This window comes from Streptomyces cyaneofuscatus (assembly GCF_042718795.1).
Lineage (GTDB): Bacteria > Actinomycetota > Actinomycetes > Streptomycetales > Streptomycetaceae > Streptomyces > Streptomyces cyaneofuscatus_A.
The window spans coordinates 115323-135236 of sequence record NZ_JBHXOX010000028.1; the positions used below are offsets into that span (position 1 = coordinate 115323).

General features: G+C 71.0%; 20 protein-coding genes and 2 pseudogenes. 5 read left to right on the top strand and 17 right to left on the bottom strand.

The genetic code is table 11. The features are described from left to right. Nucleotides 1–60: 60 nt before the first annotated feature. The 3 genes from ACFWRT_RS28960 to ACFWRT_RS28970 all read right to left on the bottom strand — a co-directional run bounded on the left by ACFWRT_RS28960 (nucleotide 61) and on the right by ACFWRT_RS28970 (nucleotide 2712). Entirely contained in the window at nucleotides 61–1464 is a 1404-nt protein-coding gene (locus ACFWRT_RS28960; protein WP_380954589.1) for an MFS transporter, read from the bottom strand. Beyond that, the gene (locus tag ACFWRT_RS28965) at nucleotides 1461–2075 is read right to left on the bottom strand and encodes a helix-turn-helix domain-containing protein (protein ID WP_380954591.1); all 615 of its coding nucleotides are present in this window, start codon (nucleotides 2073–2075) and stop codon (nucleotides 1461–1463) included. The genes ACFWRT_RS28960 and ACFWRT_RS28965 overlap by 4 nt, the downstream gene beginning before the upstream one ends. A 79-nt stretch (nucleotides 2076–2154) precedes the next feature. Beyond that, nucleotides 2155–2712, bottom strand: coding sequence for a PadR family transcriptional regulator (locus ACFWRT_RS28970; RefSeq protein WP_380954593.1), 558 nt, complete (start codon nucleotides 2710–2712; stop codon nucleotides 2155–2157). Nucleotides 2713–2839: 127 nt separating this feature from the next. Between ACFWRT_RS28970 and ACFWRT_RS28975 the strand changes: the two genes are divergently transcribed. Then, the gene (locus ACFWRT_RS28975) at nucleotides 2840–3265 is read left to right on the top strand and encodes a nuclear transport factor 2 family protein (protein WP_380954595.1); all 426 of its coding nucleotides are present in this window, start codon (nucleotides 2840–2842) and stop codon (nucleotides 3263–3265) included. 87 nt (nucleotides 3266–3352) lie between these two features. On the opposite strand, the gene ACFWRT_RS28980 is transcribed toward ACFWRT_RS28975, so the two are convergent. Then, the gene (locus ACFWRT_RS28980) at nucleotides 3353–4213 is read right to left on the bottom strand and encodes an ABC transporter substrate-binding protein (RefSeq protein WP_380954597.1); all 861 of its coding nucleotides are present in this window, start codon (nucleotides 4211–4213) and stop codon (nucleotides 3353–3355) included. A gap of 236 nt (nucleotides 4214–4449) precedes the next feature. Here ACFWRT_RS28980 and ACFWRT_RS28985 point away from each other — a divergent pair, with 236 nt between their 5' ends. Both ACFWRT_RS28985 and ACFWRT_RS28990 read left to right on the top strand, forming a co-directional pair. Further along, nucleotides 4450–5295, top strand: coding sequence for a M12 family metallo-peptidase (locus ACFWRT_RS28985; RefSeq protein WP_380954599.1), 846 nt, complete (start codon nucleotides 4450–4452; stop codon nucleotides 5293–5295). 84 nt (nucleotides 5296–5379) lie between these two features. Next, complete coding sequence (locus tag ACFWRT_RS28990; protein WP_380954601.1) at nucleotides 5380–6390, top strand: zinc-binding dehydrogenase; 1011 nt, start codon at nucleotides 5380–5382, stop codon at nucleotides 6388–6390. On the opposite strand, the gene ACFWRT_RS28995 is transcribed toward ACFWRT_RS28990, so the two are convergent. The 3 genes from ACFWRT_RS28995 to ACFWRT_RS29005 all read right to left on the bottom strand — a co-directional run bounded on the left by ACFWRT_RS28995 (nucleotide 6374) and on the right by ACFWRT_RS29005 (nucleotide 8798). Further along, nucleotides 6374–7300 (bottom strand): YihY/virulence factor BrkB family protein, encoded by a 927-nt coding sequence (locus ACFWRT_RS28995; RefSeq protein WP_380954602.1) that lies wholly within the window; start codon nucleotides 7298–7300, stop codon nucleotides 6374–6376. The genes ACFWRT_RS28990 and ACFWRT_RS28995 overlap by 17 nt on opposite strands. Before the next feature lie 178 nt (nucleotides 7301–7478). Beyond that, nucleotides 7479–7796 (bottom strand): cupin domain-containing protein, encoded by a 318-nt coding sequence (locus ACFWRT_RS29000; protein ID WP_380954604.1) that lies wholly within the window; start codon nucleotides 7794–7796, stop codon nucleotides 7479–7481. Nucleotides 7797–8390: 594 nt separating this feature from the next. Continuing rightward, complete coding sequence (locus ACFWRT_RS29005) at nucleotides 8391–8798, bottom strand: relaxase domain-containing protein (protein WP_380954606.1); 408 nt, start codon at nucleotides 8796–8798, stop codon at nucleotides 8391–8393. Between the two features lie 120 nt (nucleotides 8799–8918). Here ACFWRT_RS29005 and ACFWRT_RS29010 point away from each other — a divergent pair, with 120 nt between their 5' ends. Further along, nucleotides 8919–9221 (top strand): hypothetical protein, encoded by a 303-nt coding sequence (locus tag ACFWRT_RS29010; RefSeq protein WP_380954607.1) that lies wholly within the window; start codon nucleotides 8919–8921, stop codon nucleotides 9219–9221. Nucleotides 9222–9394: 173 nt separating this feature from the next. Here the strand turns inward: ACFWRT_RS29010 and ACFWRT_RS29015 are convergent, their stop codons facing one another. The 5 genes and pseudogenes from ACFWRT_RS29015 to ACFWRT_RS29035 form a co-directional block, all read right to left on the bottom strand. Beyond that, entirely contained in the window at nucleotides 9395–10459 is a 1065-nt protein-coding gene (locus tag ACFWRT_RS29015) for a cobalamin-independent methionine synthase II family protein (RefSeq protein ID WP_380954609.1), read from the bottom strand. Nucleotides 10460–11054: 595 nt separating this feature from the next. Continuing rightward, complete coding sequence (locus tag ACFWRT_RS29020) at nucleotides 11055–11324, bottom strand: GlsB/YeaQ/YmgE family stress response membrane protein (RefSeq protein WP_380954611.1); 270 nt, start codon at nucleotides 11322–11324, stop codon at nucleotides 11055–11057. A gap of 513 nt (nucleotides 11325–11837) precedes the next feature. Continuing rightward, on the bottom strand, nucleotides 11838–12566 hold the full coding sequence (locus ACFWRT_RS29025) for a polysaccharide deacetylase family protein (RefSeq protein ID WP_380954613.1): 729 nt from the start codon (nucleotides 12564–12566) through the stop codon (nucleotides 11838–11840). 201 nt (nucleotides 12567–12767) lie between these two features. Continuing rightward, nucleotides 12768–13376 carry a DsbA family protein gene (locus ACFWRT_RS29030; RefSeq protein ID WP_380954615.1) on the bottom strand — a complete coding sequence of 203 codons (609 nt, stop codon included), beginning with the start codon at nucleotides 13374–13376 and terminating at the stop codon, nucleotides 12768–12770. A 331-nt stretch (nucleotides 13377–13707) separates the two neighbouring features. Continuing rightward, nucleotides 13708–14094: pseudogene (locus ACFWRT_RS29035) on the bottom strand (alpha/beta hydrolase); the annotation flags it as partial. A 159-nt stretch (nucleotides 14095–14253) separates the two neighbouring features. Here ACFWRT_RS29035 and ACFWRT_RS29040 point away from each other — a divergent pair. After that, nucleotides 14254–14451: a hypothetical protein gene (locus ACFWRT_RS29040; protein ID WP_380954617.1), complete on the top strand. Its 198-nt coding sequence runs from the start codon at nucleotides 14254–14256 to the stop codon at nucleotides 14449–14451. A 54-nt stretch (nucleotides 14452–14505) separates the two neighbouring features. Here ACFWRT_RS29040 and ACFWRT_RS29045 read toward each other — a convergent pair whose 3' ends face one another. The 5 genes and pseudogenes from ACFWRT_RS29045 to ACFWRT_RS29065 form a co-directional block, all read right to left on the bottom strand. After that, nucleotides 14506–14817, bottom strand: coding sequence for a hypothetical protein (locus ACFWRT_RS29045; protein ID WP_380954618.1), 312 nt, complete (start codon nucleotides 14815–14817; stop codon nucleotides 14506–14508). Nucleotides 14818–15151: 334 nt separating this feature from the next. After that, nucleotides 15152–15517 carry an SH3 domain-containing protein gene (locus tag ACFWRT_RS29050; RefSeq protein WP_350677159.1) on the bottom strand — a complete coding sequence of 122 codons (366 nt, stop codon included), beginning with the start codon at nucleotides 15515–15517 and terminating at the stop codon, nucleotides 15152–15154. Nucleotides 15518–15626: 109 nt separating this feature from the next. After that, nucleotides 15627–16538, bottom strand: a complete 912-nt coding sequence (locus ACFWRT_RS29055; protein WP_380954620.1) for an ArsR/SmtB family transcription factor — start codon at nucleotides 16536–16538, stop codon at nucleotides 15627–15629. 458 nt (nucleotides 16539–16996) lie between these two features. Next, nucleotides 16997–18658 (bottom strand): choice-of-anchor P family protein, encoded by a 1662-nt coding sequence (locus tag ACFWRT_RS29060; protein WP_380954622.1) that lies wholly within the window; start codon nucleotides 18656–18658, stop codon nucleotides 16997–16999. Nucleotides 18659–19676: 1018 nt separating this feature from the next. After that, a pseudogene (locus tag ACFWRT_RS29065) lies at nucleotides 19677–19914 on the bottom strand (hypothetical protein); the annotation flags it as partial.

Genomic DNA, 19914 nt, shown 5'->3' on the forward strand with positions numbered 1-19914 from the left:
CCATTCAGCCCGATCCTGCCCCTTCGGCGGAAGCCACCCGGTCCATCGGGCACCGGCCGGTCACCGTTCGGGCGTCGATCCGGCCGGAACGGGCCGCGCGGCGGGCAGGGGCACCGGCAGGCTCGCGGCGGTTCGGCGGATCCAGAGCAGGGCCACGGCCAGCACGACACCGGCGGCCAGCAGCCAGGGCAGCGGGCCGAGCGGCAGGACCCCGGCGGTCAGGCCGGCGGTGGCGGCCACCAACTGGAGGGCGAGCGACTGGACGGAGAGGGCGGTGGCGCGGCCCGAGGCATCGACCCGGCGGTGCAGCAGGTCGTTGGCGTTGGGGCCCGCGATCCCGAGCCCCAGGTAGACCAGCGCGTACCCGGTGACGGCGGCCGTCGTGGCGAGGGGGCTCGTCGAGCCGGTGGTGATGCCCAGCAGGGTGAGCCCGAGCGCGACCACTCCCCCGCCGGCCAGCACCGCGCGCTCGCTGCTGCGGGTCAGCCTGGCGGCCAGGGGGGCGAGTTGACTGCCGAGGGCGGAGCACAGGAACCCGGCGCAGGCGAGTCCGGCGAAGAGCAGCGCCCCGGATTCGGCCGTCCCCGTCAGGGCGGCGGCCCGGCCCGGGGTGAGCAGTTCGACGGCGGCGAGCGCGGCCCCGGTGGCGCTCGCGGTGAGCAGGACGCGCCGGACGAGGGCGTCCCGGGCGCCGAGCCGGAGCCCGGCACCGATGGCGGCGGGCACACCGCCGACGACCCCGCGCAGGGTGGCCGGGGGGCGGGGCGGTTCGGGCAGGGCGCTCAGCACGTAGAGGACGAAGCCGATCTCGACGAGCGCGCCGAGGAGGGCGGGCACGGAGAGCGGGATGACGAGCCCGCCGGTCGCCTCGGTCAGCCACTCCCCCATCCCGGGGCCGAGACCGAGCAGCCAGGGCAGCCCGCCGCCGAGCAGGGTGCCGAGCGCGAGGGCGGCCGACATGGCGGAGCTGCCGCGCGCCAGTCCCGTACGGAGGTCGGCGTCGGGGCCCGCGTGGGCGTGGACGGTGTCGACGTACCAGGCCTCGGCGGGCCCGCTGGACAGGGCGCGGGCGCAGCCCATCAGAGCCATGCCGAGGGTGATGGCCCAGGCTGCTTGGGCGAGGCCGAAGAGGGTGAAGGCGGTGCAGTTGAGGAGCCCGGCGGTGGCCAGGACGGTGCGGCGGCCGATGACGTCGGAGAGGCCGCCGGTGGGCAGCTCCATCGCGGCGGCGGTGAGGGAGTGCACGGCGAAGAAGCCGGCGATGGCGGCGAGGCCCATGCCCCGGTCGGTGAAGAGGAGCACCCCGGTGGCGATGGACATGCCGATGGGGAGCCAGAAGAGGAAGGAGACCGTGATGAACCGGCGGCGGGCGGTCAGCGGGTCGAGGCCGGGCCCGTCGGGGGTGGGCGGGTGCGGTATCGACGCGCCGTCGCCGGGGTGCGGGGTGGCGGTTCTGCCGCTCACGAGGGGTTCCTCTCCGCGTCGGGGGCGGGTTCAGGGGCCAGCGGCAGTCCGGCGGTGAACACCACGACCTGCTCGGCTCGGGGGTCGTCCGCGTCGCGGGCGGCCAGTTCGGCGGTCTTCGCCTCGACCGCCGCCCACAGTTCGGCCAGCGACTCGGGGGTCAGCCGGGGCAATGTGTCGCCCATCCCGGCCGGCTCCTGCCAGGCGCTGTCGAGCCGGCCGCTCTCCAGGTCGGCCTCGTGCCGGGCCAGCGAGCGCTCCAGGTGTTCGAGCTGGCGGCGGCGGAGCGCGCTGAGGGCGGCCCGGCCGCCGGGGGCGCGGTGCATGGCCTCGTTGCTCCACGAGGTGACGGTGTGCACGGCCTTCCAGCGGCGTTCGCGGCTGTCGCGGTGGTCGGCCTCGGCGACGAACGCGTACTTGGCGAGCACCCGCAGGTGGTAGCTGGTGGAGGCCGAGGACTCGCCCGTCCGCGCGGCCAGCTCGCTGGCGGTGGCCGGGCCGTGCTGCCTCAGCAGCCCGAGCAGCTCGATCCGCAGGGGGTGGGTGAGGGCCTTGAGCGCGGCTCCGTCGCGGTCGGGATCGAGTACGCGGCGGGTGGGTTCGCTGTCCATGGCAGCAGCGTAGGACGGACGACCGACTTTCCCAAAGTATTTTTGCAGAATATTTTTTGGAGAGTTGCGAAGGCTCCCGTCAGTTGGCCGACCGCGCCCGCAGCACCTCGATGACCTCCCGGCACCAGTCATGGTTGGCCCGCTCGAAGTCCCGTCCGCGTCGGCACGTGAGGTAGGGCCCGATCCGCTCCCCGTACCGCAGGAACTCCTCCTCCGGCCGGTCGCCGCGCATCCCCTTCAGCAGCGCCTCGAACTGCGTGGCCTTGGCCTCGGCGAACTCCGCCCGCTCGGCGAGCCGGGCGATCAGCTCGGCGCTGTCGAGATGGTCCGCCGCCTGGACCTTGACGAGCAGATCGTCCCGGATGAACGAGGGCTTGGCGGCGACCGCCGCGAACCGCTCCAGCTCGGCGAGACCGTCGTCGGTGACCCGGAAGAGGCGCTTGTTGGGCCGGGTGTCCTGCACGACCTCGCGCCCGGCGACCAGGCCTTCCTTCTCCAGCTTGGCCAGCTCGGCGTACAGCTGCTGGGGTAGCGCGTGCCAGAAGTTCGCGACGCCCATGTCGAACGCCTTGGCGAGCTGGTACCCGCTCAGCTCCTCGTCGAGCAGCGCCGCCAGCACAGCGTGACGCAGGGCCATCGGACCGCCTCCCTCTCACGTCCACTTGCCCCTTGTCCAGGAGTACGCGGTCCATGATAGTCATGAAAGTGACTACTCATATTAATGACTAGTCACTTTCCTGAGCACCAGCCTTCGAGGAGACGCCATGACCACCGCAGTGGACCGCTTCCGCACGGCCGTGAACACCCGCGACCTCAGCGCCCTGGACGATCTGTTCACCGAGGACATCCGGCTCTACAGCCCGGTGAAGTTCACCCCGTTCGAGGGGCGGCCCATGGTGCTGGGCCTCTTCGGGGTCCTGCTGCGCACCTTCGAGGACTTCCGTTACGTCGGAGAGTTCGCGGGCACGGCGCAGACCAGCGCGGACGGCGCCGAGGCCCCGGCCGCGATCCTGCTCTTCCGGGCGACCGTGAACGGCAAGGAGATCCACGGCATCGACCTGGTCCACCTCGCCGAGGACGGCCGGATCAAGGAGTTCACCGTGATGGTCCGCCCCCAGTCCGCCGTCCACGCGCTCGGCGAGGCGGTCCTCGCCGGGCTCGTGGCGGACGGGCTGGTCCCGACGGAGTAGGTGGCCGACGGAGTAGGTGGCCGACGGGGTAGGTGGCCGACGGGGTAGGTGGCCGACCGGGTGGGTGGCCGACGGGGGTGGTGCCGCCTACCGCTCCAGCACGTCCGCGACCAGGCCGAGGAAGCGGGCGTGGTCGCGGGGGCCGTACAGGGGCTCCGGGTTCCACGGCACGACGGGCACCGCGCCGTACTCGTCTCCGCGCAGTTCGTCGAGCGGGGCGGCGTGGGCGCGGATGTCGGTGAGGATCACGTCGGGGCGGAGCGCGAAGGTGCCCTCCCGGTCGAGGGTGGACCAGTTGGCCCCGGGGCCGGGGGCGGGCGCCACCAGGTGGACGCCGAGCTCGGTGAGGACGCGCAGTTCGGGCCACATCGTGGGGCGGGCGACGTGGGCCTGGTCGGGTCCGGCCGGGGAGAGGGCGAGCACGCGGGGCGTGCCGGCCGGACCTGCGGCGGCGATCGTCCGCAGCCGCTCCCGGGCCGCGTCGAGGTCGGCGTCCGCCTCCGCGCGGTCCTCGGCGCCGAGCGAGCGGGCCAGTTCGGCGAACCGGTCGCCGATCTCCTCGAACGTCCGGGCCTGGCTGACATCGATGACGACGACCGGGACCCGCTCCTCCAGCGGCTTGGCGGTCTCCGGCGCCAGCCCGTACACATGACCGTTGCCGTAGCTCACCGCGACCACCAGATCCGGCCGGCCGCTGAGCAGCCGTTCCACGTCCAGCCCGCTGCCGGCACCGACGTACGCGACCTCGTCCAGCGGGAGCGTCCCGGTCTTGGCGCGGTCGGGGTCGGGGCCGTCGTGGTCGGAGCCGAAGATTGCCTGCGGCCGGATGCCGAGGCCCCACAGCGTCGCCCCGGCCTGGACGTAGGCGAGCACCCGCTCGGGCCGCCGGGGTGCCGTCGACAACTGACCCCGGTCGTCGGAGAAACGCCATTCGCTCTGTTCCGTCACGCCACACACGCCCCTCTGCCACCGACTGCCGTACCGCTTGCGCGAGTTCGTACAGGTGTACCTGCCCACCTCGTCACCTCGACACCCCTCGGCCCGGCCCCAACCTTCGTACCGCCCGGTATCCGGCGCGACAGGCGGCCGCGCTCACTGAGTGTTAGAAAGAAGCACGTTCTGTAACCAGAGCGGTAACCAGGGCACCCCCTCCGCCCGCCCTCCCCGGATGGAGCCGACTTCCCATGCGTGCACCTCTCCTGAAAGCGGCTCTGGCCGTCGGCATCGCCGCGTCCCTCTGTGCCGCCCCGTTCCTCACCGATACGTCCGCGAGCGCCCCGGCCACCCCGGCGGCCGCTTCGGGAGCGGTGCGCTGCCCCGTCGTCGACGTGCTGGTGGTCCACACCCCCAAGGCCGCGGAGCGGCTCGGCGGCGAGCACCGGGTTCCGGCGTCGGCCCAGCGGATCGCGACCCGGATGAACCGCTCGCTGGCGGCGGACGGCCTCTGCGGGATCATCCGGGTCGTCCACCCGTACACGGCGCGGGGCTACGACGGCTCGGAGGAGTTCCGTGCCGCGTACGCCGTACTGAAGGACCACACCTCCGGGCTCGGGCGCCAGGTGCACGAGCAGCGTGAGCGGTACGGCGCCGACCTGGTGACGCTCGTCGTGGAGCGGACCGAGCGCGGCGGCGGCACGGCGGACTACACGTCCGCCCTCGACAGCTCGTCCGACGAGTACGCGTACGCCGTCGTCGAGGTCGACGGGATCGAGCTGGATTCGGCGAGCCACGAGATCGGCCACAACCTGGGCCTGGCCCACGACCGTACGACGCTGGCGACGGACGGCGGCGGGTCGATGAGCGTGAGCCGCACCCGCCCGTACAACACCGGCTGGATCACCGAGGACGGCAGCCACTACACCCTCATGGCGTACCGCGCCGCGTGCGGCACCCACTGCAAGCGCATCAGCCGGTTCTCCAGCGCCGAGGGGCTCTGGAAGGGGCACCGGCTCGGGGACGCCTCGAACGACAGTGTGCGGGTGCTGCGCGAGACGATGCCGATCGTCGCCGGATACCGTTCGAAGGCCTGACCGGCCGGGTCCCGCCCGCGACCGGGGCGTACCGTCAGGCCGTCAGGCCGTCACGCCTCACGCCGTCACGACAAGGACCCCGCCATGGACCGCATGCGCGCCGTGCGCCTGCACCTGCCCACCCGCACCCTCTCCGTCGAGGAGGTGACGAAGCCGGTGCCGGGGCCTGGCGAGGTGCTGGTGAAGGTGGCGGCGGCCGGGGTCTGCCTCTCCGATGTGCACCTTGTCGACGGCACGCTCACCCCCCTGTATCTGGCTGCAGAATCGGTCACTCTGGGCCATGAGGTGGCCGGGACGGTCGACACGCCGGGACCGGGGGTCGACGGCTGGAGCGCCGGGCAGCGGGTGGTCCTCCAGGCCGGCGAGCGGCGCGGCGGCCGGACGCACACCCGGGGTGTCGATTACGACGGTGGCTGGGCCGAGTACGCCCTCGCCTCCGCCGCCACCCTGGTCGCCCTGCCCCTCACGCTCCCCCTCGACCAGGCGGCGATCATCCCGGACGCCGTCTCCACCCCCTGGGCTGCGGTGACCGTCACGGGTGACGTGCGCCCGGCGCAGGCCGTCGGGGTGTGGGGCGCGGGCGGGCTAGGGGCGCACGCCGTGCAGTTGCTGCGGGCCGTGGGCGCGTACCCGGTGATCGCGGTGGACCCGGCCCCCGCCGCCCGGGACCGGGCCCTGCACTTCGGGGCCGATCTGGCGCTGGACTCCGGCGACCCGCTGCTGCACGAGCGGGTGCTCGGGGCGACGGGCGGCGCCGGTCTGGAGGCGGCCTTCGACTTCGCGGGGGTCCCCGCTGTCCGGGAGCAGGCGTTGAGCGTGCTGGCGCCGAAGGGGCGCCTGGTGCTGGTGGGGCTGAGTGACCAGCCGCTGACGGTCGACCGGTCCACCCGGTTCAGCTACCTCCAGCACCGGATCCTGGGGCACTACGGCTCCGAGGAGCACCATGTGGCGCAGCTCGTCCGGCTCGCCGAGGGCGGGCGCCTGGACTTCTCCCGGTCGGTCACCGACGTACTGCCCCTGGAGGAGGCGGCGACGGCGGTGCGCCGGATGGAGACCAAGGAGGGCGACCCGGTCCGCCTCATTCTGCGGCCGTAGCGGGCGCCTCCTCCGGCTCGCGGACGGGCTGCGGGCGGTACAGCTCCACGTTGAACTGCGCGCCGGCGAGCAGCGAGAGGTTGGCGAACCAGACCCAGATGAGGAAGACGACGAGCCCGGCGAGGGAGCCGTAGAGCCTGCTGTAGCTGCCGACCTGGGTCGCGTACAGGGCGAAGAGAGCCGACGCGGTGAGCCAGAGGAAGGCGGCCAGGATCCCGCCCGGCAGGCCTCGGCGGACGCCGCGTGCGGAGCGGGGGCCGGTGCTGAAGAGGACCATGATCAGGCAGGCGACGAGGCAGACCAGCAGCGGCCACTTCAGCGCCGCCCACAACGTCTCACCCTCGTGCGGCAGCCCGACGCGGCGGCCGAGCCAGCGGGCCAGGGGGCCGGTCATGACGAGGGCGAAGGCGCTGGTCATCAGGAGGATGAGCAGACCGATCGCCGAGACGACGATGATGTGCGCCTGCCGCAGGGGCGGGCGGTTGTCCCGTTCGCCGTGCATGGCGTGCAGCGCGCGGCGGAAGACCGCGAGGTAGCTGCACGCGGACCACACGGCGCTGACGGATCCGGTCGCGACGAGCAGCCAGACGGCGGAGCGCTGCTCGGTGGCCGCCTCCAGCGGGCGGCGGAGCGCCTCCCCGGACTCGGCGGGGGCGAAGGCGGTGATGTCGGCGATGAGGGCGGTGGTCGCGTCGGGGTTGGCGAGGCCGATCACGGAGACGGTGACGAGGAGGGCCGGGAGCAGCGCGAGGATGGCGTAGTAGGTGAGGGCGGCGGCCCAGTCGGTGATGTCGTCGTTCCACAGCGAGAGGGGGGTGCGGCGCAGGGCGGTCAGCCAGTGGCGCGGCGTGCGGGGGCGCCCGGCGGCGGGGGCGGTGCGTTCCGCGGCTGCGGTGGTCGGGGTGGTCAAGCTGGTTCTCCGGGGACGTGGTCGGACGCGGCGGGCGGGGTGCTCGTCCGACGGACGCCCCGGCTTCCCTCGATCCTCTCCTGCCACGTCCCGGCGCGGACACACCTGCCCGGCCCTTACGGCATGTCCCCGGCCCGTACGGCCTGTCCGGATGTTCCGTGAGTCGTCGAGGGGCGGGTCAGTCGTTGACGGCCGTGAGCAGGACCACCGTGTCCTGGAGCGCCAGCAGCCCGTGCCGCTCCTGCGGGATCGGGTGGAGCGTGCCGGCCGGGAGCTCGGCGTCGCCGGAGTCGGCGGTGAGGCGGACCGTGCCGCGCAGCACCAGGAGGGAGGCGGCGGGCGGGGCGTTGTGTTCGTCGAGCGCCGAGCCGGAGGTGAGGGCGATCACCGTCTGGCGCAGGGGCGGTTCCTGGATGAGGAGGTGCGCGCTGCGACCGTGTGCGGACGCGCGGGCGGCGGTCAGGTGCTCCTCGGCGAGTGCGTTGAGGTCGTCCATGCCGCCTACTCTGCCGCAGCGCCTGCCGCCCCGCGATCGCCGTGACCGCCACGGACGACTCGGGTATCAAGACCGGATACACCTTCCCGATCTTGTGACCCACGCCGGCTACGGGCCGCGGAAGAGACGCTGCCCGAAGCGGCTCCTCTGGCTGCGATCGACCCCACCTCGCTCCAGGTCCGCAAGAGAGCGGTCCGGAACGTACTCCGCGAACCGTGACCGGACGCCTGCATGGCGGCTGCGCCCGGCTCGGGCGTGGCCTCGACACGCTCCCCGGCGGCTGCCGTACGGAGCTCTGAGTCTCAGCTGGTTGTTCAACGTCTGGTCTCGAACAAGCGGGCGTCCTTCGCGGTGATCTGCTGGGCGTTGTTGACGGTGTGGGTGGTGCCGCGCGGGCAGCGTCCGGGTGGCAGCCCGGCAGGGGGGTGTTCCGTAGGGCATGACGGCGCGAAGGAGGGGCGGGAGCCCTCTCCCTCCTCCTGTCACACTCGTGGGAACTGGCGCACAAAGGGGGAACCTGTGACCGAGAGGGACCGGCCCCGGAGGAACACGAGCGTCAGCGTGATCATCAGCCTTCCCTGCACATCACCTGTTTCAGCCCCCGCGCCTGGCCCAGCGCGCGGAGCGGGAGAGAACGGCGGTGGTGGCGAAGTCCTGGCCGGAGGCCGACAGGACGTGCCCGAGGGGTTCGAGGTGTGGCAGTCGAATATGAAGAGCCGCCGGGTCATGCTCACCGGCGAGCGGCTTCAGCGGTCGGCCGGAACGCGCCTCGTCGTGATGGAAGCGCGCGGCGACCAAACCTCCGGGCGGCCACACCCGGTAGATGCCGTCCCTGCCGTACCGGATCACCGCGACCTCGTCCCCAATCCGCTCCAGCACCCGCACGATCGCCCGCCCGTGCGCGGCCTCGACCGCCCGCCGGGCCTCCTCATCCCCCAGCGCCCACAGGAGGTAGATGCTCGGCTGCGGCCGGAACACGAAGTCGACGCCGGTGACCGTCACCTGGCGTCCAGGGGCGCCGGCCTTGAACGCTGGGCACGGTCCGACGGCGTCACGCACGAGGAGGAACGGACCCCGCCACCCCTCACTCTGGGCGGAAGGCCGGTGGAGTGGGTCGAGGGGATGGTGCGAGTCCTCCAGGGCTTCCGGGCCACGGTGGAACTCGGGGAGCCGCCGCTGGTCCCGGTGCGGCCCGCAACGGCCGCGTCACTGGTCGGTATGGCCGGCGCGGAGTCGTTGATGTGGACGGCACTTCGACTCTCCGCGAGCGACCAAGGCAAGGGAGAGCGGACCGTACTCCGGGTCACCGACACGGCAACCATCAATCGTACGCTCGCCGGAGACGGCATCACCAACACTCCGTACGACGTGAGCACCACCGTACGATTCGACCCCGCAACGCGCCTGGCGTCACGAGCGAAATGAGGTGGGGCTGTGAGCGTCGAGGTGCGGGTGGATCAGGTGGCGATCGGGCGGCTGCTGCGCGCCTGGGGTGCGACGGCTGAGCGTGTCCTGCGACGGCGGCCGAACGGACGGCCGAGGCCGTCACAGGCCAGATAAATTGCTGGTTCAACCCACCACGGGAGCGGAAGGCGGGATCAGAGGCCGAGCGCTTCTTCTGCCAGGACGGTACCCCGTACGCGTGCGTCGATCTTGGCGAAGGCGAGTTCGCGTGTGGTGGAGGCGTCGTCGGCGAACGGGGAGAAGCCGCAGTCGTCGCAGGTTCCCAGCTGCTGGACAGGGATGTAGCGGGCGGCGAGCAGGACCCGGTCGCGTACCTGCTCGGGGGTCTCGACGATGGGGTCGATGGGGTCGGTGACTCCGACGAAGACACGGGCTGTGGGGGGCAGGTGGTCGCGGACGATGCTCAGAACCCGCTCCGGATCCGGTTCGGCGGCCAGTTCGAGGTAGAAGTTGCCCACCTTGAGTTGGAAGAGCTTGGGCAGCAGCTCGGCGTAGTCGATGTCGAGGCTGTGCGTGGAATCCTGGTCACCGCCGGGGCAGGTGTGTACGCCGATGCGGATGCGTTCCTCGGCGCTGAAGCGTTCCAGGACCTTGTTGTTGAGGGCGATGAAGTCGTCGAGGACGCCGCCGCTGGGGTCGAGCTTGAGGGAGAGCCGCCCTTCGGTGAAGTCGAGCTGGACGACGTGTGCGCCCGCGTCCAGGCAGTCGCGGATGTCGGCTTCGGCCTCGTCGGCGAGGTCGTCCAGGAACTGCTCGCGGGGGTAGCCCTCGATGGGCGTGGCGGGGTAGAGGAGACTGAGCGCGGAGGGCGCGATGACCGCCTGTTTCAGCGGCCGGTCCGTGAGCTGCCGCGCGGCGCGGAGATAGGTCCCCGCCCTCACCTGGTACCGGAAGGGCCCTTGCGTGATGCTGGGGAGCTGTCGGGTGTGCCCGTCGGCGAAGGGGATGACGGCGCCGTCTGGGGAGAGGGTGTCGAGGCCCGTCACGGGGTATGTGGCAAAGCTCGGCTTGGACTGTTCACCGTCCACGAGGACAGGGCTGCCGACTCGTTCCAGCCGGGCCAGGGTGTCCGCGACGGCCTGCTCCTGCTGTTCGGCGAAGTCCGCGTCGTCCAGGGTTCCCTGAGCATGTGCGGTGAGAGCGCGCCTGAAGGCTTCGGAACGCGGAAGACTGCCGATCGGTTCAGTGGGGATAGCCATGACAGAAGAATAGGAAGAGGCTGGGGCCCGGATCACCGAAACGCCCCGATTGGCTGAGAGAGCGTTGGTCCTGGCAGGGGTGTTTGGTAAGGCGGCGGATCGCGGTCGCTCATGGGTGTGGTCCGTGGGGTTCGGTGCGGGTATGGCGAAGGCCCCTGTGGTATCAGCTCTCGGTCGAGGTGCGGGCGGAGGTGGACGGCCTCATTTCGGCCGGGCGGAATGTGCAGGCCGTTGCGGCCTGCGCGTCTGCTTGACCGGCGTGGAGAAAATTACGGGGAGGCATCGGGATCCGAGTGACTCCGCCAACACGGCCGTTGGATATCCACCCCGGAACCGGGCGCCGAGCTCGATGGAGTGATCAGTGGCCGTGAACGAATCACGAGCGCCGCCCTCACTCTCAAGGAGGGTGACCTGCCAGCCACCACCCGGCTGCGGATACGCCACCGCGAACAGCGGCGCCCCGCCTTCACCGGCACCGCCTTCACCTTCGTCTGCAAGCGCAGACTCAGGAAGAGATCACACAAGAGCGGCTCCACCCTTTCTGGAGGGAGAGCCGCTCTCGTGCGATCTGCGCTGCTGAGCCCGGGAGACGAAGTCAGGCGTGTCGCCGGTTGCCCGCGATCACCCGGTAAAGAGCCAGCAGGATGACGGAGCCGATGATGGCGGCAACCCAGGTGGAAATCTCGAAGAAGCCGTCGATGGAGTCGATGCCGAAGATGACCTTGCCGAGCCATCCGCCGAGCAGACCACCCGCGATCCCGATGAGGATGGTGACGATGATGCCGCCCGGGTCCTTGCCCGGCATCAATACCTTGGCGATGATCCCGGCGAACAGCCCAATGAAGATCCACGCGATGATGCCCATGAAGTACTCCTACCAGCAAAGATAAAGTCTGTGTTAACACCTCGTCTGTTCCATCACAGCCCTTCCAAACCTGCGGAATCCGCCGAGGCCCATGGCCCCCCGGTACGTCTCCGAAGGAAGCCCCGTCATCCACCCCCCGCTACCCGGAGGAATCCGTGCCGTACGGTGTCACCCCCGACATCTCGGTCGGCCCCATCAACCTGCTCGGGATACGGGGCCCGTCGTAACGGCCTACTCCAAGCACCGCACCGGGAGCCCGAGCCACAGAGCCACCGTCGAGCTCCCCGCTGTTCTCGAACTCCTCGCCGCCGCGGAAGCCGGTCGGGGCGCTGGCCTCGCCCTCACGCCGACCACGTGGACGCGCTTCCCCGCGTACGACCCCCAAGGCTGAACTCCGGGCGGCTCGTGGAGCGCGCGCCGGTCACTCGCCGTTCCGACCGCCCGTGGGCGCCGACGAGGGCGGGCGCTGTGCGCGGCACCGCCCCCGGTCAGCACCTTGTCGGCGCCAGGCCATCAACGCCAGGGCGCAGCCTTGGCATGGAAGGTCAGGCCCGGCCACGCCTGGACCGGTGTGGGTGAGTACACGATCCGGCCCGCGCACAGGTCCCGCTCCGCAAGCCCTTGGATGATCTTCGGGATAGCTGCGAGGGTCGTCTGCAGACCGTCGTGCAGCAAGATGATGCCGCCCGGCTTCACGGTGAGCGCGTTCGCCACGATCGTCGCGGTGGGAATACCGCTCCAGTCGACGGTATCGGCCGTCCAGATCACCTCAGTCATCCCCAGGCGGGCCGCATCCCGTCGGGTCCGGGCATCGGTACTCCCGAAGGGCGGTCGGAACAGCGTGGGCGCACGCCCCGTCTGGGTTCGGACGACGCGGCTGGTGTCGCGTAGCTCGGCGAATGCGGTGGTCGCGTCGAGCTCCACAAGATTCGCGTGGGTGTAGGAGTGGTTTCCGACCTGATGACCCGCGGCGACGATCCGCCTTGTCCCGGCGCGCTGTCCGTCGGCCAGTGTGCCGGTCACGAAGAACGTCGCCCTGACACGCCCGGCCTCCCGCAGCGCCTTCAGATACACGGCCGTGAGATCCGTCGGACCGTCGTCGAAGGTCATGGCCACGTAGCCACCGGAACAACGGTTCCCGGTGGCCGCCGCCTGCGCGACCGCCGGCGGTAACGCGAACGACGTCATCAGCATCGCCACAGCCGCGCTGAACCATATGCGCGTTCTGTATCGCTTGCTCATACGGAGGTCCTCTCCAGGGGTGGATCGGTGAACCAGCAAGGCACCGGAGCCGCACGAAGCAGCGGCTCACTCACCCATATCCGCCCTGGGTATGGCTGCAGCCGGACGTCACACATGTGACGCAGGACAGTCCTCTCCCGCGGAAGGATGCGGCAAACGCGGGAAGCGGAGCACGGGTGCCGAGAGAACCCGGCAGGCGCGTCAGTCCAGGTTCAGCTCGGCGAGGAACGCCTCAGGTGTCACCGCGTAACCCATGGGGTTGATGACGGTGATGGGGCGGCTGTCGAGGAGCACCGTGGGCGTGCCGGTGACACCACTGGACTCGAAGGCCGTCGAGACACGGCGGGCCCAGGGGATGTAGAAGCCCTCGGTCACCTTGCGGTCGAAGGCGGGGCCGCGCAGTCCGTCGACCTCCTCCGCCAGACGCAGCAGGACGTCGGTGTCGGCGAAGGCATCGTCGTCCTCGGCGGGCTGGGAGGCGAACAGGGAACGGATGTAGCGCTGGGCAGTCGCCGCGCCCTCGTCGGACGCCGCTCCCACGGCGCTCAGCGCACACAGCGACCCGGTGCCGCCGGCTCCGCCGTCGATGAACGTGGCGAACTGATACTCGAGGGTGACGCGGCCCTCCTCGGCCAGCCTCTCCATGACCGGGCCGAGGCCTCGCTCCAGGCGTTTGCAGAAGGGGCAGCGCAGATCGGCGTAGACCCGCAGGGTGTGGCCGGGCTGCGACCCGGAGCCCTGGCCGTAGACGAGGGTGGTGCCACCGGGGCCGGTGGTATTGGCCGGTACAGAGGTACTCGATGAGGTCACGGTCACCTTTCGGATGGTTGTGCGAACGCGTTTCCCTGACGAAGGCGGCGGCGCGGACCGTGTTTCGGGGAGCTGCCCACGACCGGCGGGTTCGCGTGGTGCGCCCGGACAGGAATCGGCGCCGATCGTGTCAGAAAGACACCCAGCGCAACCCCCTGACAAGGCGTTACGCTCGCGAGCCACTCCCCCGGGTGACAGCGTGCGGCCCTCTGCTGAAGTTGCAGGAGATCAGGCGGTTCGCTGACGAGGACGGGGTGTCCGGCCGGAGACCGGACACCCCCACAACAAGATCTTCCGCCGCCCTTCTACCAGGGGATACGCCTGCCGGCGCTCAGCGGCCGGAGAAGGGGAGGCGAGCCGGTGCCGAGGCGGGGCTCGGCGAAGTGGAGCGGGAGTCGGCCGCGGAGAGCGGATCGGCCGCGCAGGTGACGTCCCGGCCCGGAAGCCTGCCGGTGGTCAGATACCGCGTGGTGACATCGTCGGCGCATGCGCTGATGCCGAGGGAGTACACGCCGTGGCCCTGCCCCTCGTCAACGGTGACAAGCCGGGAGCCCTTCAGCGCCCGGCGCAGGCCGAGTGCGGTGGCCAGGGGTGTCTGCGGGTCCCATTCGTTCTGGACGATGAGCGCGGGGACCTTGTTGTCGATCTTGGTGGCCGCTTCGACGGGGCGGTCCCAGTAGGCGCACGGGAAGATGTTCGAGACGGAGTCGCCGTACAGGTCGAGCTACCGCAACCTGGTCCAGGAGCGTGGCGAGCTCGTCGGGACCGATACGGCGCGGGACGCTGCCCGCACCCCGTAGCTGAACGCTTCCGCGCCTTCGGATTGGATTGCAGCATCGGGTGACGCGACGGCGGTCACGAGCAAGGGGGGAATGGGTTGTTCATCATTGTTGCGCTGGCCCTGATGCTGTTCATCCTGGCCATCGTCCGGGCCGTCCTCGGAGTGCACGGTCTGCTTCTTGGCCGCATGCCGGGCCACTGGCTCCAGCAACGAGTGCGGCAGCCCAGGCTCTGGGGAGCGCGCGCCCCGCTGATGCTGGTCAGCTGGAACGTGGACTCACCGTTGGTGCCATAACCCCTTTCGCGGGGTGAGCTGGGAAACAGCCCAGCTCACCTCGCGAAAGGTCCCTTAGCGGAATTCGAGCCTGAGGCTGTGTGCCCTGTGGTCGACTCCGAGGTCCCGGCAGTCGCCGGTGGTGGTCTGGCCGACGCGCACCCACGCTGTGGTGAGGTACGGGTCGGGGCTCCACCGGTGGTCGCACCGGCCTTTCACCCGGTACTCGCCGGTGCCGGTGGCGCAGTGTCCGTGGGCGAAACGCTGGTTGTTGCCCGATGTCCAGGTGGTGCAGTTGCCGGGAGCTGCCTGCGCTGTGCCGCCCGAGAAACACACCAGACCGCCCGCGAGCGTCACCGCGCTCATCAGCATCGCAGTCTTCCTCATCTGACCCCATTTCCTCATGCTCCCGACGGAGCGTTCTTTACGCGGCGAACCGCTTCCCAACGGTATGGGGCGGGTCCGCATGTGACGGCCTCTTGGCCGCAGCCCTTTTTATCGGTGCCGCGGTGGTCACATCTGCCACTTCGCGAAACTGCTCAGATCTCAGGATCGACAAACGGGCACCAGTTCGAACTATTCGACCCCGAATAATGACCCGATCGAAGCCAGTTCATATTTTGACGTGTTCACGGGGCCATAAGCGTGATGGCGGCCCAGGAACCCGTCATTGAACTGCTCGCTTCTCCGTATTGCCCCGTCGGGCGGACAGGTTGGCCGTTCAGCGAGGGCAGTGGACGCTGCTGCCGTTGTCCTGGAGCAGGTCGTCGCGCATCCAGCCGGCGTAGCCGGTGGACAGGTTGCGCGCGTAGGTCCAGGTGGATCCGTCCTGGCCCAGGGTCCAGCAGTGGTAGTTGATGGTGTGGCTGAGATGCGCGAGCCCCCTGCTGGCGCACGAGGTGCTGGAGCCGGTGCGCATGTTGACGCCGTTCGCCTTGCCGGTTCCCTGGACCGGATCCAGGTCGGGCGGGGTGCTGCCACACGCGTAGTGCGCCGGCGCGGCTGTCGCGGGACTGGTCAGTGCCAGCGGACTCAGCAGGGCGGCCGCTGCGGCGAGCGGCAGGAGGCGTGCGGTGAAGGGCATCATGGTCTGCTTCTCCCAGATCGGCGGGGCGTGGTCCGAACGGGCCCGCGGTGCCCGGTCACCGGAATGATGGGCCGATGCCTCCCTTGCCGACAACGCCTTAAGCGAGGCCTTAAACCCTGCCTTGATTGGACCGCCGCGCCTTCAACAAGGCGGTTCCCAGCGGCGTGATGAGGTGCAGGACGGCTCCGCCCCGGCGCGAGGTGGTGATGAGTTCCGCGTCCCGGAGGACCCGGGTGTGCTGGCTGGCGGCCGCCGCCGACACTCCGAGCCGACGGGCCAGCTCCGTGGTCGTGCACCCCACCGTGGTCGCCAGAAGGGCTGCGGCCCGGGTGCGGCCCAGGAGGGATGCCAGGCTCGGATCAGGGCCACCCTGCTCGGCGGGCCGGCCGTGGACCAGCGGCTCGCGGAGGGCGGGCACCGTCAGCCTGGGCGGCTGCGTGGTGTCGAGCGGATCCCACAGGAAGCTCACCCCCTGAGGTGAGAAGACCGCCGGCGTGATGACCAGCCCCCGACCCCGCAGATGAACCTCGGTCCGGCGCGGATACGGCGCTTCCAGCACGGGCGGGCGCCAGCGGACCTCCGGCACCCCCAGCGACCTCAGCAGCAGATCAACACCTCCTTGGAGCACCAGGTCCGCGTAATGGGCCGACAACGCGACCAGAGCGGACCTCCCCTGATTCCAGAAGGGCTCCACGGCCAGCCGGTGCCAGCCACGCACGGCGTCGGCGAGTTCCTTCAGGGCCTCGCGGTCCCCATCACGCAGCCGCCCCGCCCACGGCGCGTACGCGGGGCGGAAGTCGATGCCGTCGAACTCCCTCCGCAGCCGGAGGACCGGCGCGGACAGCAGGTTGTCCACGGCGTGATCCAGATCGGGCGGATCGCCCATCAGGGCCAGCAGATCGAGCCCGGGCCCGCGCACCGGGAGCAGCGATGCGAGCGGCTCCGGGTGCGGCCCCAACAGGCTCGCGACGGCGGACCGCCACGGGCCGAGCTGGGGCGCGTTACGGGAGTCCCTCAGCATTTCCAAACTGTGGTATGTCTCCGCCGCGATGCCGATGGTTGCGGCGACCCGCGTCCGCCTCACATCCTCCGACGTGAAATAGATGCGTAACACAGCAGATCCTCCCTACGACGGTGATCAGCCGAAGTCGGCACCTTGTCGCCGTCATCCACCGTCTCCTTCGATCAGCAGAAAGGCCTGTGTACCGAGTACTTCGGCAAGCCGGAAGTGCCGCAGATCAGTGAACCGGATCCGGGCCATCTCCATGTCGTTGATCCTGTATTCGACGGTCCCATGTGGTGGCCGTCGCCGTCCTGGCAATGTGTGGTCGTTCGTAGCGAAGAGCCAAGCTGCGAGCGGTTCCCCCGCCCCACGAGGTCGGCCCCCTCGCAGTCGGTGCGTACAGGAAGGGGGCCGCTCGGGCCGGCACCCCGTATCACGGGGGCCGGTGGTGGTGGGGAGATTCGGGGGATCTGGTGTCAGGGCGAGGGGCAGGGGCCCGGGGTCCGGGCGAGGGAGGCGCGGGTGCCGCCCACGATGATGTCGGTGCCGTCGGCCAGCCGGACGTGCAGGGCGTTGACGACGAGACCGCGCCCGTCACCGTACAAGCGCTGCTCGTTGAGGGTGACCGTGCCGAGCTGCGGGAGGGTGATGACGGTGTTCGGCGCCGGGTGGGTGGCGAGTGTGGTGTTGCCCACGCGGGCTCCGGTCAGGGCGGTCGTGCCGGAGACGCCGATCGTGCCCAGTGCTGTGGGGGCGGTCGCGGTGGCTGTGGCCCTTGCCGTGCCCGCGCTGACCAGGCCGCCGAGGAGATGCAGTCCGTTCACGGTGGCGGTGGAGGTGGCCGTACGGGCGCCGCCGGGGCCCGCGGTGCCCGTCGCGCGGGTCGTGGCGGAGGTGAATACGCCGATGGAGGAGCCGACATGGGTGTTGCCGAGTTGGGCGCCGTCGGTGGCCGGGTCTTCGGTGCAGGTGACGTCCGAGGGGGCCAGTGGTGCGGTCGGCGGGGCCATGACGGCCTGGGCGTGTGCGTCCATGAGCAGCGCAACGAACGTCACCGAGGTGCAGCCGGGCGGGTCGATGCCGCGCCGGGCGGTGGTCGCCGTGGCGCACAGGGTGTACGTACCGCTGCGGGCCGAGGTCACCCGGACCGTGATCGTGCAGGACTCCTGCCCGGCGGCGAGGTCGCCGCCGGAGGTGAGACGTTGCCCACCGGGGTCGACGGTGACCGTGCCGGAAGGACAGTTGGTGGTGGCGGAGCCGGGGTCGGCGACGAGCCCGGGCGGTAGCTGCTCGGTGAAGGACCAGCCGCGCTTCGCCGCCTGCTCGGTGGTGTTGGTGACGGTGAAGGTCAGCGTGGTCGAGTCGTCGACGCCCACCGGGTCGGGGTCGAAGGCCGTACTGAGCTGCGGTGTGGCGTCCAGGATCCGGAGGTTGTCGATCGCGCCGTCGTTGCCGGTCCCGCTGGCCTGCGCGTTGATCATGCGGACACCAGCCGAGGGGCCTGAGAAGAGCACAGCGTCGTCACCCGCGTAGGTGCCGACGCGGGTGCCGTTCGCGGTGACCGTGTCGGCGTCGGTGCACGTGTCGATGGGATCGGTGAACGCCGGGATGGCCTGCTGTCCGTCGAGCAGGAAGAACTCCAGCAGCGGGTGCGCGGCGAAGCAGTTGACGGCCGCCGCGTCCACCGAGAAGGTCAGGAAGCGGCCGTTCGCCGCGACCGGCACCGGCTGCACCGTCTCCAGCTGCGTCTTTCCGGCTCCAGGGTTCCCCGCGGTGTACGCGGTGACGGCGTGGTTGGCGGCCGGGTCGCCGCCGGCCCATTCTGCCAGCGCCGACGCCATGGCCTGCTGAGAAGGCCAGGACGTCCCGCAGCCGCTGCCGGCCGGGGCGGTGGCGGGGTCGGCCGCCGAGACCAGCCAGCCGTTGCAGGCGGTCAGCCAGGCCGGGTCGGCGGTGTATGTCTGGGCGAGCGGCGGAGCCCCGGTGTATGAGGTCAGCAGGCGGGGAGCCCCAGGGGCGTTCTCGAACCCCTCATCGAAAAGCACGGTCGCTGCGCGGGGCACCGGCGCGGGCACGGTCGCGGTTCCGGCGGGCGCGGGTGCGGCGGCAGCGGGCAATGCGGCGGCCAGTATCGCCATGCACGCCAGGCCGGACGTCACAACGGCGTGCAGGAACGGTACGGTCCGGCGCGGACCGGGTAAGTGTCTGTACACGTCTTCTCCTCCTCGATTCGCCCCGCGGACCGCAACTGCGGCATGCGGGAAACCTGTTCGTCGAGCGGCGCGGGCCGCCCGACGGCCGCTGCTCGACCTACCCGGCAGGCGATGCCCGACCGCGAAACGGTGACCAGTCTGGCTGCCGCGCCCGAACCCGGCAGCAGCGCACGTAGGAGGGCAGGGCGGCGCGCGCCGGGCGCATGCGCCGTCAGATCCTCTCCAGATGCGCCATGGGAGGGCCGCTTCGAGTCTCCGGCCGCGACGGGTCTGCCGACGGCTACCGCTCGGGCCGTATCAGCCCCCGAGAGGAACCAGTCACCGCCCCGGCCTGGACGGGCTCCGCACCCGGCGATGGCTGAACGGCCTGTCGGTGGCGACAAGCCACCGACACCAGGGGTTTGCGGACCCGACCGTGCTCCCGGTCCCGTCACCCGGGACCGGGCCCTGCCCCGCACACTCCATGCCGGCACGGGCCACCAGGAGCGTATCCGCGGCGGCCCTCGGTGGAGAATCCTGCCCGTCACCGAGCGGCTCCGGCGGGCGTGGCCGCTCTGTACCGAGCACGACCTCGGCATGCGCCCGCGCGAGGCGGAAAGGCGGCTCTCCCGGTGGTGCGCGGGCAAGCGCCGCCAGCATATTCGTCCAGCTGTGGGCGAGCTGGACGCACTCGTACGCCCGCGCCGCCCCAACCGGAAGCGGCGACACCAGAACTGGAGCCGGCCCGGCTGGTTCGCGCTGCGGTGGCGGTGAGGCCGACGGAACGCGGACCGCTACGGGCGTTCGTTCGTCGCGCGGTGACCGCACATCGGCCGTGCGGAATCCCGGCAGCAGTCCGGCCCCTCTCCGCTGCCGGCGGAGCAGGTGGGCTCGACAGCGGCGCGCCCGGGGTTCCGGCCGCGCCGCTGTCGAGCTGTGGTCAGCCCCCGGGGGAGCTCCCGGGTCAGTGGAGCTTGTTGACGGCCGTCTTCGTCGTGGTGCGGAAGGCGGTCAGCGGGGCGTCGGCGAGGTCGCCCGTCCGGCCCCAGCGGACGAGGGTGACGGTGCGGCCGTCGCGGCCGACGGAGAACAGGTGGATGTCGGAGCTGCCGATCTGCGGGTCGGCGGTGTCCAGGCTGTAGACCCAGGCGCCCTCCTCGACCGCGAGCTTGCCGTGGGAGGCGCTGGTGGCCTGCAGACCC